Annotated in this window: 14 protein-coding genes and 2 tRNA genes; 4 read left to right on the forward strand and 12 right to left on the reverse strand. The window is 39.0% G+C overall.

Features of this window, described 5'->3' with window-relative positions; translation table 11 throughout:
- Window positions 1-5: 5 nt before the first annotated feature.
- From trxB to AACZ87_RS03115, 6 genes are all read right to left on the reverse strand, one after another.
- Window positions 6-950 (reverse strand): thioredoxin-disulfide reductase, encoded by a 945-nt coding sequence (gene trxB, locus AACZ87_RS03090; RefSeq protein WP_339864743.1) that lies wholly within the window; start codon window positions 948-950, stop codon window positions 6-8.
- Between the two features lie 175 nt (window positions 951-1,125).
- Complete coding sequence (locus AACZ87_RS03095; RefSeq protein ID WP_057936313.1) at window positions 1,126-1,989, reverse strand: sigma-70 family RNA polymerase sigma factor; 864 nt, start codon at window positions 1,987-1,989, stop codon at window positions 1,126-1,128.
- A 67-nt stretch (window positions 1,990-2,056) separates the two neighbouring features.
- Complete coding sequence (gene pnp, locus AACZ87_RS03100; RefSeq protein WP_339864745.1) at window positions 2,057-4,198, reverse strand: polyribonucleotide nucleotidyltransferase; 2,142 nt, start codon at window positions 4,196-4,198, stop codon at window positions 2,057-2,059.
- A gap of 98 nt (window positions 4,199-4,296) precedes the next feature.
- Window positions 4,297-4,572 (reverse strand): 30S ribosomal protein S15, encoded by a 276-nt coding sequence (rpsO, locus tag AACZ87_RS03105; protein WP_057936311.1) that lies wholly within the window; start codon window positions 4,570-4,572, stop codon window positions 4,297-4,299.
- Between the two features lie 60 nt (window positions 4,573-4,632).
- Window positions 4,633-6,417, reverse strand: coding sequence for an LptF/LptG family permease (locus tag AACZ87_RS03110; RefSeq protein ID WP_339864747.1), 1,785 nt, complete (start codon window positions 6,415-6,417; stop codon window positions 4,633-4,635).
- A gap of 70 nt (window positions 6,418-6,487) precedes the next feature.
- Window positions 6,488-6,883 carry an START-like domain-containing protein gene (locus tag AACZ87_RS03115; RefSeq protein WP_339864749.1) on the reverse strand — a complete coding sequence of 132 codons (396 nt, stop codon included), beginning with the start codon at window positions 6,881-6,883 and terminating at the stop codon, window positions 6,488-6,490.
- 366 nt (window positions 6,884-7,249) lie between these two features.
- Between AACZ87_RS03115 and AACZ87_RS03120 the strand changes: the two genes are divergently transcribed.
- The 4 genes from AACZ87_RS03120 (at window position 7,250) to AACZ87_RS03135 (ending at window position 9,234) form a co-directional block, all read left to right on the forward strand.
- Window positions 7,250-7,312: transfer RNA gene (locus AACZ87_RS03120), tRNA-Met, on the forward strand.
- Between the two features lie 29 nt (window positions 7,313-7,341).
- Window positions 7,342-7,415 (forward strand) — tRNA-Met (locus AACZ87_RS03125).
- Between the two features lie 43 nt (window positions 7,416-7,458).
- Complete coding sequence (locus AACZ87_RS03130) at window positions 7,459-7,719, forward strand: GIY-YIG nuclease family protein (protein WP_339864751.1); 261 nt, start codon at window positions 7,459-7,461, stop codon at window positions 7,717-7,719.
- Between the two features lie 270 nt (window positions 7,720-7,989).
- The gene (locus tag AACZ87_RS03135; protein ID WP_339865303.1) at window positions 7,990-9,234 is read left to right on the forward strand and encodes an Nramp family divalent metal transporter; all 1,245 of its coding nucleotides are present in this window, start codon (window positions 7,990-7,992) and stop codon (window positions 9,232-9,234) included.
- Window positions 9,235-9,256: 22 nt separating this feature from the next.
- On the opposite strand, the gene AACZ87_RS03140 is transcribed toward AACZ87_RS03135, so the two are convergent.
- The 6 genes from AACZ87_RS03140 to thrS form a co-directional block, all read right to left on the reverse strand.
- Entirely contained in the window at window positions 9,257-10,669 is a 1,413-nt protein-coding gene (locus tag AACZ87_RS03140) for a TlpA disulfide reductase family protein (RefSeq protein WP_339864753.1), read from the reverse strand.
- 28 nt (window positions 10,670-10,697) lie between these two features.
- On the reverse strand, window positions 10,698-11,966 hold the full coding sequence (locus tag AACZ87_RS03145) for a carboxypeptidase-like regulatory domain-containing protein (protein ID WP_339864755.1): 1,269 nt from the start codon (window positions 11,964-11,966) through the stop codon (window positions 10,698-10,700).
- A gap of 104 nt (window positions 11,967-12,070) precedes the next feature.
- Window positions 12,071-12,415, reverse strand: coding sequence for a 50S ribosomal protein L20 (gene rplT, locus AACZ87_RS03150; RefSeq protein WP_086501406.1), 345 nt, complete (start codon window positions 12,413-12,415; stop codon window positions 12,071-12,073).
- A 107-nt stretch (window positions 12,416-12,522) separates the two neighbouring features.
- Window positions 12,523-12,717, reverse strand: a complete 195-nt coding sequence (gene rpmI, locus AACZ87_RS03155; RefSeq protein WP_087941465.1) for a 50S ribosomal protein L35 — start codon at window positions 12,715-12,717, stop codon at window positions 12,523-12,525.
- Window positions 12,718-12,740: 23 nt separating this feature from the next.
- Complete coding sequence (gene infC / locus AACZ87_RS03160; RefSeq protein WP_339864760.1) at window positions 12,741-13,295, reverse strand: translation initiation factor IF-3; 555 nt, start codon at window positions 13,293-13,295, stop codon at window positions 12,741-12,743.
- Between the two features lie 87 nt (window positions 13,296-13,382).
- A complete protein-coding gene (gene thrS, locus AACZ87_RS03165; RefSeq protein ID WP_339864762.1) occupies window positions 13,383-15,329 on the reverse strand; it encodes a threonine--tRNA ligase in 1,947 nt (648 codons plus the stop codon).
- Window positions 15,330-15,493 lie beyond the last annotated feature (164 nt).

Here is a 15,493-nt window from a genome sequence, read left to right on the forward strand (position 1 = left end):
TGGGTTTAATCATTCTCGAACTCAGCTAAATAACGCTCAGCATCCAATGCTGCCATACAGCCTGTTCCTGCTGCAGTGACTGCTTGTCTGTAAATGTTATCCTGCGCATCACCACATGCAAAAACGCCCTCAACATTTGTTTTTGTACTTCCTGGGATAGTTTTAATATAGCCGGCATCATCCATATGAATATAATCTTTGAATATGCCGGTGTTTGGTTGATGACCAATAGCAACAAAGAAGCCAGAAATAGCGATTTCTGATTTTTCTCCAGTTTTATTATTGAAGATTCTTACTCCATTTACTTCATCCTCACCAAGGATTTCTTCTGTCTCAGTATTCCACAGAATTTCGATCTTAGGATTATTCATCACACGCTTTTGCATGATTTGAGAAGCTCGCATTTCGTCCTTACGAATCAACATGTAAACCTTACTGCAAATATTTGATAAGTAAGACGCTTCTTCACAGGCAGTGTCACCTGCTCCAACTATCGCTACTTCCTGTCCTCTGAAAAAGAACCCATCGCATACTGCGCATGCTGACACACCTTTTCCATTAAGTCTGGTTTCGCTTTCAATTCCTAACCATTTGGCTGATGCACCTGTGGAAATTAATACAGTATCCGCATGGATAGTTACTTGTTCATCTATAATGACCGTATGAGGTTTGGTAGTGAAATCTACACTCGTTGCCAAGCCATATCTCACCTGAGTACCAAATCGTTCTGCTTGTTTTCTAAAGTCTTCCATCATCTCAGGACCTGCTACTCCATTCGGATATCCTGGATAATTTTCTACATCATTTGTTATGGTCAATTGACCACCTGGTTGTCCGCCAGTATATAATACAGGAGATAATCCTGCTCTTGAAGCATATACAGCTGCAGTGTAACCTGCCGGTCCTGATCCAATGATCAAAACCTTAACTTTTTCAATTTCTGGTTTCATTAATAAGAAAGTATTAAATCGGGCAAATTTTATGATTTCTGCTCTAGTAACAAAGTTGCATATTGTTAAAATTCCCTAAGCATTGACAAAAGAGAATCGCTTTACTTCAAAAAACTAAAGCAAAATGGTATGAAATAAAAAAGGGGGCTAAACCCCCTTTTTATAATGTGCTTGCTTATCCGAGGTAAGGTTTCAGCGTCTTACTACGGGAAGTATGTCTAAGTCGGCGGATTGCCTTCTCTTTGATTTGTCTTACTCGCTCTCTGGTCAGGTTGAATTTCTCTCCGATTTCTTCAAGCGTCATCGCATGCTCTCCATTTAGGCCAAAGTAAAGCGTGATTACATCAGCTTCTCTCTGTGTCAACGTGGAAAGTGCGCGTTGAACTTCTTTACGAAGAGAATCATTCATCAAGCCATCATCTGGCTTTTCATCTCCATCATTTTCTAAAACGTCCAAAAGGCTGTTTTCTTCACCTTGTACGAACGGCGCATCCATAGATACGTGACGACCAGAAATCTTCATCGTATCAACGACCTCATTGGCAGTCACTTCTAGAACCTCAGCCAATTCCTCTGGAGATGGCTCACGCTCAAATTTCTGCTCAAGCTCGCTGAAAGTTTTGCTTATCTTATTCAAAGAACCTACTCTGTTCAAAGGAAGACGAACAATTCTAGACTGCTCTGCAAGTGCCTGAAGGATAGATTGTCTAATCCACCAAACGGCATAGGAAATGAATTTAAATCCACGAGTTTCATCAAATCGCTGTGCAGCTTTGATCAAACCAAGGTTACCCTCATTGATCAAATCTCCCAAAGAAAGTCCTTGGTTTTGGTACTGCTTGGCAACTGATACTACAAATCGAAGGTTGGCTTTGGTCAATTTTTCAAGTGCCAATTGGTCACCTTCTCTAATTCTCTTGGCCAGAACTACTTCTTCATCTGCTGTCAACAGGTCAACTTTTCCAATCTCTTGAAGATATTTATCCAGGGATTGACTTTCTCTGTTGGTAATCTGTTTGCTAATCTTTAGCTGCCTCATTCAGGAATATGATTTGTGAAATTTAATAGTTTATGAAAATCAAATTAATCAATTGTTTCGATTAACCTTAAGAATTTGATGCTGGTTTTTCTGGTTTTGGCAATAAAGCTTTTCTTGAAAGCTTGAATTTGCCAGTTTTCTTATCGACATCGATCAATTTAACCTGTATTTCTTCTCCTGGCTCAAGTACACCGTCCATAGTTTCTACACGCTCATGCTTGATCTCGGAGATATGAAGTAAACCATCCTTACCCGGCATAAATTCCACAAATGCTCCAAAAGGTTGAATGTTTTTCACTTTTCCAGTGTAAACCTCTCCTATCTCCGGCTGAGCCACGATCGCTTTGATACGTGAAAGAGCTGCATTTAGTTTATCCTGATTAGCAGAGAAAATATTGATTTTACCCTGATTATCTACTTCTTCGATAACAATAGTTGCTCCAGTATCTTTCTGGATTTCCTGAATTACTTTACCACCTGGTCCAATCACCGCACCGATCAATTCCTTAGGAATCATCATGATGAATGATCTTGGAGTATGAGGCTTCAATTCAGCCTTAGGAGCTGCAAGAGTTTTAGTGATTTCATCCAAAATATGAAGTCTACCGTCTTTTGCCTGAAGCAACGCTTCTTTCAAAACAGAATAGTCAAGTCCTTCTACTTTCAAATCCATTTGACATGCAGTAATTCCTTTAGAAGTTCCTGTTACTTTGAAATCCATATCACCTAGGTGATCTTCGTCTCCCAAAATATCTGAAAGGATAGAATATTTACCTGTTTTCGCATCAGAGATCATACCCATTGCGATTCCAGTCACTGCAGATTTGATAGGAATACCTGCATCCATCAATGCTAGTGAACCCGCACAAACGGTAGCCATAGAAGAAGAACCGTTAGATTCCAAAATATCGGAAACGATACGGATGGTATAAGGATTCTCCTCAACCGGAGGAAGTACTTTTTTCAAAGCTCGCATGGCAAGGTTACCATGACCTACTTCTCTTCTTCCTGGACCTCTGTTAGGCTTTACTTCACCTGTAGAGAAACCAGGGAAATTATAGTGAAGGTAGAATTTGTTGTATCCTGATATAGTCGCACCATCTACCATCATCTCGTCCATTTTAGTACCCAATGTACAAGTGGTCAATGATTGAGTTTCGCCTCTGGTAAACACTGCAGAGCCGTGAGCAGAAGGTAAATAATCTACGACAGACCAGATTGGTCTTACTTCGTCCAATTTTCTACCATCTAATCTCTTCTTCTCATTCAACGTCAAGTTTCTAGCAGCTTCCTTGTGGATTTTACTGAAATATGGACCGATAAGGCTTGCTTCGTATCCGTGATCTTCACCTAAGCTAGCAATGAACTCTTCCTTAATTTCTTTAATTAAAGCAGATCGCTCTGATTTGTTTGCGATAAGTTTACCTACAGAAGCATATAGCTTGTCGTAAACATCTGCACGCATTTTATCGAAAAGAGCTGGATCAGACTTCTCGTGATTGTATTCTCTTTTTACTTCTTTACCTACAAGCTTTGTCAACTCGATTTGAGCCTGGCAATGTCTCTTGATTTCCTCATGAGCATATTGCATCGCTTCAAGCATTTCTTCTTCCTGAATCTCGTTAGCTTCACCTTCTACCATTAAAATGAAGTCAAGCGAACCTGCAACGATAAATTCCAAAGAAGCCTTTTCCAACTCCAAAGGAGATGGATTGATTTTCAATTTGCCATCAATCTTCGCTACGCGAACTTCAGAAATAGGCCCATTGAAAGGGATATCAGATACAGCTAGCGCCGCGGAAGCAGCAAGACCAGCCAATGCATCTGGAAGCACATCCTCGTCACCACTGATTAAAGTAATGGCGATCTGAGTATCTGCATGGTAATCGTCAGGAAAAATTGGGCGAATAGCTCTATCAACGATACGGCTAATCAAAATCTCGTAATCGGAAAGTCTTCCTTCTCTTTTCAAAAATCCTCCTGGAATTTTTCCTGAGGAAGCAAATTTCTCCTGGTAGTCAACAGACATAGGTAAAAAGTCCACTCCTTCTCCAGCTTCCTTCTTGGATACTACTGTAGCCAAAAGCATAGCTGTTCCCATCTTCACTACTACTGACCCATCAGCTTGCTTCGCCAATGCTCCAGTTTCTATTATAATTTCTCTGCCATCTTCTAGGGTGATGGTCTTGGTGATTAAGTTCGGTAACATAAATGATTGTTAGTTTGCGTCGTTAGTGATAAAAGTCCTCGTATAACCGTAAAAATAAAAAAGTAAGGTTCTCACTCAAGAGAACCTTACTAGTTTGGTTATTTTCTGATTCCTAGCTCTGCGATAATAGATCTGTATCGCTCGATTTCTTTCTTATGAAGATAATCTAGTAGGCTTCTTCTTTTACCTACAAGCTTCAACAAACCAAGTCTTGAGGAGTGATCCTTCTTATTTGACTTCAAATGCTCAGTCAAATGCTTGATTCTGTGTGTAAAGAGGGCAATCTGAGACTCAGGAGATCCTGTGTCAGTAGCAGATTTTAACCGTCCATGATTCTTAAATAACTCTTCTTTAATCTCTGAGGATAAATACATGTTTAGCTAAATTTTGTAAAACAACCACAAAGGTAAGGTTTATTTCCAGAAAAAGAAAGTCTAATTCGCTTTTGAGCGAAGAACTTTGAAACTGTTTTGAACCCCTTTCCAGGCACTCAAATAAAAATCTGGTTCAAACAATCTCGCGTCCTTTCTGGCCTGCTTCACAAAAAACAATCCAAAAGGAACCAAACAAAGATTTGAAAACCAAGTACCAAATAGAGGGTCTACCACTCCTTCTTTAGCCCATTTCTCCCCTGTCATTGTAAGCATATAAAATACGATGAAGAATATGATAGAAATCAATACCGGCATTCCCAATCCTCCCTTTTTGATGATTGCACCAAGCGGAGCACCTATTAAAAACATAGCAAAGCAGGCAAATGCCTGAGTGTATTTCTGATACCAAGCTATCTCAAACCTTCTATAGTCTCTCTCATAATTATCGATTTCTGTATTTCTGATAGAGAAGTTATTCTTCAAACTCCGAGAATTGCTCAGCGCCATCATCACCGCATTTTTAGTAAAGCCTTGTTTTTCAGCCAATGAATCTATTTTTTGATGCTCTTCATCGGTTAGCAAAGCAGTACGAACAACTTTGACAGCAGGCTTTGGTGTCACTTTTGGCGGAGTAGGCTTGTTCGATTGGCTATTACTGTCAGCTTTGGATTTACTTTGGAGAAAAATAGAATCTGTCTTTGAAGGTTTAGCAGATGCGATTACGTTCCTTGAATTTGATTTAACTGAATCCTGGGAAGTAGTAAGGGTACGTACCTCTGGATTTTCTATCAAAAGCATGGAAGTGTCCTTCACAGGATTGTTGGCAACTCGCTCCAAGGAATCTGAAATTTTCCTATCTCTAGTCATTTTTTCATTTCGGATGGAATCATCCAAAGCTTTTCTCTCAAGAATCTCGTCAGTAGGTGTGAATTTTCTATCTCGGGTGAAAAAAGGATAAATACTCTCGGAACTCTGATAATTTTGATAGCGCTTATCATTCACCAAAGTCGCAATGGAATCTAGACCTAGTTTGATTTCACTAATGTTCTTGATGGATCGATTTGTGGACCAGGCATCTTCTGCGGTTCGGTTGAGTTTGAAGGTATTATTCAAATCAAAAACTATTTCATTTGCATCAAATGAGGTACGATCAAATTCTACAGGCTTATCAATTATTCCTCGGGACAACTTAGCTTCTCTATAGTTTATCCCATTGTAGAGAGAAAGCTTCATGTAATTATCGCTAAAAAACGGCTCCATTCTTCCTGAATCTGCGAGCGTTAAATCAAGATTTCCGGATGCACCTGAAGAATGGTTGTATATCAAAATTCCCTTCAGCCCGAACTCCCCTACTTTTTCATTTACCTTGATGCTATATCCAGGAATCCCGTCATAGAATACACCCGCTTTGATGTCTAGGGAAGGAGATTTCATACGAATATCGTAAAGCAAGCTAAAAGTCTTAAGGTTTACTTTCGGTACTAAATAGTTATTGGAAAGGTAAGCGGCGAATGATAGCACTATTACAAATACGCCGATGGGCCGTAATGCGCGGAGCAAAGATATGCCGCTACTTTTGATAGCAGTAAGCTCAAAATGCTCTCCGAGATTTCCAAAAGTCATCAGACTGGAGAGCAGCACAGCTAATGGCAATGCCATGGGCGAAATACTGATTACAAAGTAACCAATCAGCTCCATGTAGATCCAAAACCCCAGACCTTTCCCAAAAATTTCATCGAAATATTTCAGCATGTTGACAGTCAACAGGATGAAATCCACGACAATAAAAGTCAATAAAAATGGGCCTAAAAAAGACCCAAGTATAAGTTTATCTAGTTTCTTCATTATTCAAACTGCTCTAAGGCAAATACGAAGCCTCTGAGCTGAAGTTCAAATTTGGTAAAATCAATTGAGATTACCCACCAATAATATCTTTCAGTCTTCCGATTAGTCCTTCCCAGATAGCAACTAACTCATCATCTTCATAGCTATCAGAGTAATCGATCACTTTTAAAAAGAGTGTTTGGGTGAGTTCATTTTCTTCAAGTTTAAATTCAATGAAAGAATGATCTGACTCATCTGGGTTTTTAGGATCGTAAAATTCAAATTTTACATGAGAGTTACTACGTTGTGAAGCTAGTCGAGCATAATGATCTTCGCTATCGAAATTGAAAATGTAGGTCTTATCTTCGTTTATTTTCACTTCATCGGCAAACCACTCTTCTAAGCCACTGGCAGTACTCAAATAATTGAATACTATTTTTTTGGAGGCATTGATTTGATAATCAGCCACAAACTTGTTTTTAACCATGATAATCGTTTTTACACTATGTAAAAAATCACTTTTTTAAAGAACGTCAACTTGCATTTCACAATACAAGACCTCATATTTGCATTCCCATTCGAAAGGGAGGTTTTCGGAGTTGATAATAAACGGTTGTCAACTAATAATTTTGACAAATGAATGTGCTTTAATATAGGCATTAATTTCAAAAATCAATACCCAAAAAATGTTTCTCATTGATTAGAAACTATTTGAAGTATTAGAACCAACATAATAATATAAATGGCGAGGTATCCCGATAGCTATCGGGAGTAGGATTCATATCCGCCGCGGCGGACGGGAGTTCAAATCTCCTAATTGAAATATTGAATAGAAATTATAAAATGGCGAGGTAGCTCAGTTGGTTAGAGCGCAGGATTCATATCCGCCGCGGCGGACGGGAGTTCAAATCTCCTAATTGAAATATTGAATAGAAATTATAAAATGGCGAGGTAGCTCAGTTGGTTAGAGCGCAGGATTCATAACCCTGAGGTCGGGAGTTCAAATCTCCCTCTCGCTACATAGAGGCTTTCGAAAACGGAAGCCTTTTTTTATTTTTATTAATGGATGAATTTGTTGTGTACGTTCTCTATTCATTTTCATCAGGAAAAACTTATACAGGGATGACTTCAGACCTCATTACTAGATTCCACTTTCACAATTTCAAATCCACAAAAGGATACACATTAAAATACCGACCATGGACTGTGATTCATGTGGAGTTTTATAAAAGTAAAAAGGAGGCATTGATTCGTGAAAAAGAACTTAAATCAGGAAAAGGTAGAGATTGGTTAAGACTAAATATCCTACCAAATTATTCTTAAACGCAGAATTCATATCCGCTACGACATGGCGCACAGGCGCGGCGAACGGGAGCCAACCAATAGTTGGTAAATTCAAATCTCATCCCGAATGAATTCGGGACTACTTAAAGGCTTCCGGAAACGGAAGCCTTTTTTTGTTTGTATACTAGCTGCTCACTCTTACTTATTTACCAGCTAATAATTCATTATTTTTAGTAGATGACTTCGCCTGAAATAAAGAACCCTCCTGCTTCTTTTTTTGAAAAGCTTAAGTTTTTATGACCTGGATTTATCCTCTCAGCCTCAATTGTCGGATCCGGTGAATTAATCGCAACAACGGTTCTAGGTGCTGAAGGAGGATTTATCACCTTTTGGGTCATTCTAGTTAGCTGCCTGATAAAAGTCGCTATCCAATTGGAATTCGGTAAGAATGCCATCGTAACTGGTAAGCCTTTGATGACTTCATTCTCATCATTATCTGGACCAAAAAACTGGGCAGTTTGGAGCACCTTCTTATTGACTCTATTTAAAATAGTACAACTGGGCGGTATGATCGGAGGAGCAGCCATTGCCTTAAGCATGCTTTTACCAATGCTATCTCCTATCCTACTGGCCTTTATTTTGGGAGCTATTACAAGTCTTTTGATTTACAGAAATTACTACAGATTAGTGGAACGAACCTCTATGTTCATGGTTTTTGGCTTTACTGTTTTTACCCTAGCTTCTGTAATCGCAGTAAGTTATAGTCCTTATGCCTTTACGATTGATGATATCCTAAGCGGATTAACTTGTGAATTGCCCTCAGAATTGATTTTCGTAGCTATAGGTGCTTTTGGAATTACAGGAGTTGCCAGCGACGAGATAATCGCCTATACTTATTGGTGTCTTGAGAAGGGCTACGCCAAATATGTTGGGGAAAATGATGGCAGCGAACAATGGAAGACACGCGCAAATGGCTGGATAAAGGTCATGAATTTGGATGCCACTGTAGCAATGATTATTTATACCATTGTCACAGCAGCATTCTACCTATTAGGAGCATCTATCCTTTATGGAAATGAGTCTATCCCTTATGGAAATCAACTCATAGAAACATTAGCTAATATTTACACCCAAACGCTGGGAAAAAATGCACGCCTAGCCTACATCACAGGTGCCTTCTTTGTTCTTTTCTCAAGTGTGTTCGCGACGCTAGCGTATTGGACTAGGCTGTTTCCAGATATCTTCGGAGAACTGAAATGGATAAATTATGATGATTTAAAAACAAAGAAGCGCTGGGTTGCTCTATTAGCTTGGACTTTACCAATTGTTTGGGCACTCGCATTTGCTTTTGTGAAGCTCCCTGCCTTTATGGTTTTATCAGGAGGTGTAGTTGGTTCCGTACTTCTTATTCTAGTGGTTTTTGCCGCAGTTCAGTTTCGATTTAAAAACAGTGTTTTAAACTTGGACTCAGGATTTATATCAACCATTCTGTTCTGGCTAAGCGTACTTTCCATAGGATTGGTATCCATTTATGGAATTGTGAAGCTATTCTAATTGATTGCCAACTGAAAACCAATCAGTCCTTAAGAATAGAATTAAAATATAATTTGATCTCCTCAGTATCTGGCCTAGGAGCATTTGGATGAATTAATTTCCCCTCTGGATCAAAAATCAAATATCTCGGAATCAGTGCTACATCCAAAGCTTTCAGATATTCCGATTCCTCTTTTTTAATGGCTACAAATGATAGCTCTGGAATTGCAATATCATATTTGATAGCCACCTCTTCCCAAAACTTATAATTATCATCTACAGATAAAAAGATTACTTCAACTCCTTTGCTTTTATAGGCTTCATTTAAGGCCAAAGATGCCGGAAAAGCTTTGATACAAGGAATGCACCAAGCAGCCCAAAGATCAACATATAAGAACTTACCTTTCTTTTGATCTAGAAGCTCTTCAAAGTTGCTGTAGCTTTTTTGCAGTCCCATCAATTCTATATCGGACTCAATAGCTTGAAGAGCCTTATTAGATGAATTCAATTGAACCATCTGGGCGGGATTAGCTAATTTGGCCTCATATCGCTCAAGAACTTCATCAGCTTCTATAAATGATAGATTAGGGATTTCCTTTTGCAAATAGTGAAGGAGAAGAGATTTATCGTTGGAATTCAGTTCACCTCTAGCTATCAATGAATCTATTAAAGCTTCGGATTCCCCTTCAGTTTGATTGGTTATTATCAATTCAGAAAACTCATCCAAATACACGCTGTTGGCAAGCGGAGAATTATCTGTTTGTAAAATTGAATTAAGTGCCATTTGGGTATTGATATCTAAACTTTCAGGATCATAAGCTTCCAGTTTCTTTTGAGCCATTCTATTTTTAGAAGTGTAAAAGGCTTTGATTTCCTCGGAAAAAGAATTGGTATTTGCCAAAGAATCCAACCAGCATAGCTCTCTTTCAAATCCCTGAATGGCTTCATCTTTAATTTGCTTCAAGTCATCATTCATGCCTAATTCGAAGGGAAACGCCTTTGTCTCATTCCACAAAAAGTAGAAATCCTGGACTTTGGAATGAGGTTTCCCAAAGAGTTCAGTGTTTCTAAGAAGCTCTAGATTGTAAGGATATGAAGAGTTATCCTTATTAATAGAAGTAAGCCATGGCTTTTTGTCTTTCACTAGAATCAAGACAGAGTCACCTTTTTGTAAGAAATAAGTAAACTCTACCTGGCTATTGTCGCGATAAACTAAATCAAGAAATTCTCTCGTAGTTTTAAGTACAATTTCAGAACCAGCTTCCTTTGAATTGAATGCAATCTCAACTGGTAACTGATTATCATCCATGTATTTGAAGACTGATTTTCGCTGCTTAAAAAATCGACTTGCAACACTATCCTCGAAAACCAATACAATTTGACTTATAGCTTCATCTGCATTTTGGACTTCCGATTTTTCATCCGAACTGCAAGAGCAAAGAGCTATGAACCCCAAGAAAAAGCAAATTAAATAAACCTTTATTTCAATCTTTCGCATTGCGCTTAAATTGTTGTTCCAAACTTTTATTCTTTTCTAAGCTTCTTATAATAGCTGAATCCAGTGGATGCTTATTGATTAAATCATAGGCCTTCCAAAAACTTGAATCAAGTTCATAATCATTGGATTCAACCTCTTCATCTCGATCCAATGCATCTTTCGCCCGAATCTTTTTTATATCCTCAGTTTTGGGCAAATCAAACCAAAATGTACTAATATCCATTTGATGTGTACCCACATCACGATTTATCAATCTTAATTCCTTGTTACGAATCATTTCAGGGTAATAGACTCCATCTACTTCTCGAAACTTTGCAAAAGTTTGGTATTCACCTGATAGCCAACTTATTTGATATTCTACAACAGCATGGTTTCTACTGTTTATTTTCAGATAACTACTTCCATTTGGAGGATCTTTAGTGCTAAAAGCTATTTGATGGATAGTGTCCTTTCCTATGATCTCCTCTCCCATGAATTTATGGTAAGTAGGAAGCTCGGGAATACCCATAAATCTGTCCCCGTCTTTTCCAAACCAAGTTTTGGAATTATAAGCATCACCACGAAATCCATTATGTTGATAGGTTCCAATAATTTCGTTTGATGGTCCGAGAGCGCTTCCTGTTGATTTAATTTGCTCCCTAATTCTTTGCTTCAGAATTGTCATAGTAGAGTCAACCTCACCCAATTCATCACTTTGTCTTAAGGATTCCAATTTAACTCTAAGTGCAGATCCTTCTTTTAGATAGCTAATATCTTCTACAACCACAGCTGCCTCTACTAGCTTGGTGAATTCCTCATAGTTGGTAGAGACTTTTCTGTAAAATCCTCTCAGCTGGTGACGTTTGTCAGGATAGTTATTGGGGATATTATCAATCGCTTTCGAAATCATCTCTTCCATAGAATGATCCTCTGGCATTACTGTCACCTCATTCAGAGAAAGTAATTGCCTTTGGAGCTTGAGAGTATTTCCTGTTTTGGAAAGCGAAGAAATCGGGACCTCAAGCTTCTGAAATCCAATGGATGAAATTACTACGATTTCATCCCCAAACTGGGAAGGGAAAAAGAACTTAAACTCTCCTCGCTCATCTGCCAAAGCTGAAAAATCAGGGTAGTTCTTTAAGTATAGGTATGCAAACTGGACAGGAGAGGAATCCTCCTTATCTGTCACGAAACCGGAAATATTATTTGTTTGCTGATTTTGGGCTAACGCTACCTGAACACAGAGAAAAAAAATAGTGGTGCAAAAAAAATTCATCACCTAATAAAATAAAATTCATGGATTTTATCAATAAAAGAATAGCCCAAAACCAAAAAAGCCTCCCGAAAGGAAGGCTTTTAATAAAATAAGGCAGTGCGTCCTTATTTTACAGTTTCAACTACAGCTTTAAATGCTTCTGGGTGATTCATGGCTAGATCTGCCAAAACCTTACGGTTAAGTTCGATCTCACCTTTCTTCAATAATCCCATCAATTGAGAGTAGGATACGCCGTGCATTCTTGCACCTGCGTTGATACGCTGAATCCATAAAGCTCTGAATTCTCTTTTCTTCGCTTTACGATCTCTGTACGCATACTGAAGACCTTTCTCATACTTGTTTTTGGCTACTGTCCATACGTTGCTACCTCTTCCGAAGTAACCTCTTGTGGCTTTTAGCACTTTTTTTCTTCTTGCTCTTGACGCAACCGCGTTTACCGATCTAGGCATAGTGTTTTGTTTTTTGACGCATGGTGCTCATTTCTAAGACTTGTAAACCAATGTGTCTGGTGAATAAATAAACCTTAATTAATTAATTTTTAAGCTACTGCGGAGAATCAGATTCTCAACATGTCTCTTACTCTACCTTCGTCAGATTCGTGAACTAGACCAGTTTTGGTCAAGTTTCTCTTTCTTTTGGTAGCTTTCTTGGTTAGGATGTGGCTTTTGAAAGCGTGTTTCCTTTTGATTTTGCCGGTTCCCGTTAAAGCGAACCTCTTCTTTGCACTGGATTTGGTTTTTACCTTTGGCATTGCTGTGTATATTTAGTTGAAATTTATTTCTTTCCTGCCTTCGGAGCGATGAAGATGTTCATTCTTTTACCTTCCATTTTTGGAAGCTGCTCTACAGCTCCATATTCTGCAAGTGCCTGAGCAAATTTCAATAGCAACATCTCCCCTCTTTCTTTGAACACAATGCTACGACCTACGAAATGTACGTAAGCCTTCACTTTTGCGCCTTCTTTTAAGAAGTTGATGGCATGCTTCAATTTGAAATTGTAATCATGATCATCAGTATTCGGTCCGAATCTGATTTCTTTCAAAACAATCTTCGCCGCATTGGACTTGATCTCCTTTTGCTTCTTTTTCTGCTCGTACTTAAACTTCGCGTAGTCAAGAATTTTACAAACTGGAGGATCGACATTTGGAGAGATCTCTACAAGATCCAAATCATTGTCCTGAGCGAGTTTGATGGCTTTATCCAGAGGAAGTAGTGCGTTGCCGCCTTCGACGAAATCTCCAACCAGCCTCACTTCCCGGGCTCTGATTTTGTGGTTTACTTTATAAGGTTCTTCCTGTCTACCTCTATAGGGTTGTCTTTGGTTTCTCAAGTTTGCGTTGATTGTTTTTATGAAATTGGATGCAAATATCGGAATTATTTCTAATTAAGAAAAACTGAATCAAATAATACCTAAGTATTACTTGCTCAATGATGCTGAAATAATGCCTTGAAAATAATTTATAAACTCCTCCGCTGAGAAGTTACCTAGATCTCCTTCACCATGTTTACGGACAGAAAGCTTTCGCTCTTCCTGCTCCTTTTCCCCTACAATCAGCATGAATGGCACTTTTTTCACTTCAGAGTCACGGATTTTTCTTCCGATCTTTTCATCTCTGTTGTCAATAGAACCTGATATTCCTGCATCTTCAAGAAGTGACTTAATTTCTTCAGCATATTCTACATATTTTTCTGAAATAGGTAAAATATTAATCTGTTCGGGGGATAGCCATAGCGGGAAATTACCTGCACAGTGCTCGATTAGCACAGCTACGAAGCGTTCCAAAGAGCCAAATGGCGCTCTGTGAATCATCACAGGTCTGTGTTTCTGATTATCCGAGCCGATATATTCCAACTCGAATCGATTGGGTAATTGATAATCTACCTGGATAGTTCCCAACTGCCATTTTCTTCCCAACGCATCTTTGACCATAAAGTCCAACTTAGGGCCATAGAATGCTGCCTCTCCAAGTTCAGTGACGGTATCCAATCCTTTCTCTGCTGCAGCTTCGATGATCGCAGATTCAGCTTTATCCCAAGCTTCGTCTCCTCCTATATATTTGGAAGGATTCTCCGGATCTCTCAAGGAGATTTGGGCAGTGTAATCTTCAAAACCCAATGCTTTGAACACATACAGAACCAAGTCAATCACTTTGATAAATTCTTCCTTCACCTGATCTGGACGGCAGAAGATATGCGCATCATCTTGAGTAAATCCTCGAACACGAGTCAAACCGTGTAGTTCTCCACTCTGCTCATAACGATAAACAGTCCCAAATTCCGCATAGCGAATTGGTAGCTCTTTATAAGAATGCGGCTTATGCTTATAGATTTCACAGTGATGCGGGCAGTTCATCGGTTTCAGCAAAAACTCTTCTCCTTCATGCGGAGTAGTGATAGGCTGAAAAGAATCCTTACCATATTTCTCATAGTGGCCAGAAGTTTCATACAAAACTTTGTGACCAATATGAGGAGTAGTCACCTGCTGGTAGCCTGATTTGTCCTGCGCCTTTTTCATGAAGTTCACCAATCGCTCACGCAATAGTGTCCCTTTAGGAAGCCAAAGCGGAAGTCCTGCTCCTACTTTCTCTGAAAACATGAAAAGCTCTAATTCACGACCAAGCTTTCGGTGATCGCGTTTCTTTGCTTCTTCGAGCAAAGTCAGGTATTCAGTAAGTTCTTTGGCTTTCGGGAAAGTCACACCGTAGATACGGGTAAGCATTTTGCGTTTCTCATCTCCTCTCCAATACGCACCAGCGATATTTGTCAGCTTCACAGCCTTTACAAAACCAGTGTTTGGAATATGCGGTCCACGGCATAGATCTACGAAGTTTCCTTGCTGATAAAAGGTGATTGAACCATCCTCAAGTCCTTCCAAAAGGTCCAATTTATACTCATCTCCCTTTTTCTGGAAATATTCAATGGCATCTTTTTTGGAAACATCAGAGCGGAGGTATTCATTCTTCTCACGAGCTAATTCGATGATTTTCTTCTCGATGGCTTCTAGTTCAGTTCCATCTAACGTTTTATCACCAAAGTCTACATCGTAATAAAAACCTGTTTCAATAGGAGGTCCGATACCGAATTTGATCCCTGGATAAAGTGCTTCCAATGCCTCTGCAAGCAAGTGAGCGGATGAGTGCCAAAAAGTATTTTTGCCTTCTCCGTCATTCCAGGTCAATAATTGAATGGAAGAATCGGCATTGATCGCTCGGGTAGCATCCCAAACCTGTCCATTTACTTTTGCGGCTAGAACGTTTCTCGCTAAACCCTCGCTGATACTTGCAGCAATCTGTAGTCCGGTAGTTCCTTTTTCGTACTCCTTCACAGTGCCATCCGGAAGGGTAATGTTAATAAGTTGTGACATGAGTAAAATTAGTTCTGCCCATACAAAAAGGCATAAAGATTAAGTTGCAAATATGCACAAGTGTGCTGCAATCAAAAAATATATGGGAAGGGAATGTGGAAATGATCGCCAATTTTTTAATTACCTCCTCTCATGGCTTTTACCTAAATTTCTTTTCTTGCTTT

It is taken from the genome of uncultured Algoriphagus sp., from assembly GCF_963974365.1.
In the GTDB taxonomy this organism is placed as follows: Bacteria; Bacteroidota; Bacteroidia; order Cytophagales; family Cyclobacteriaceae; genus Algoriphagus.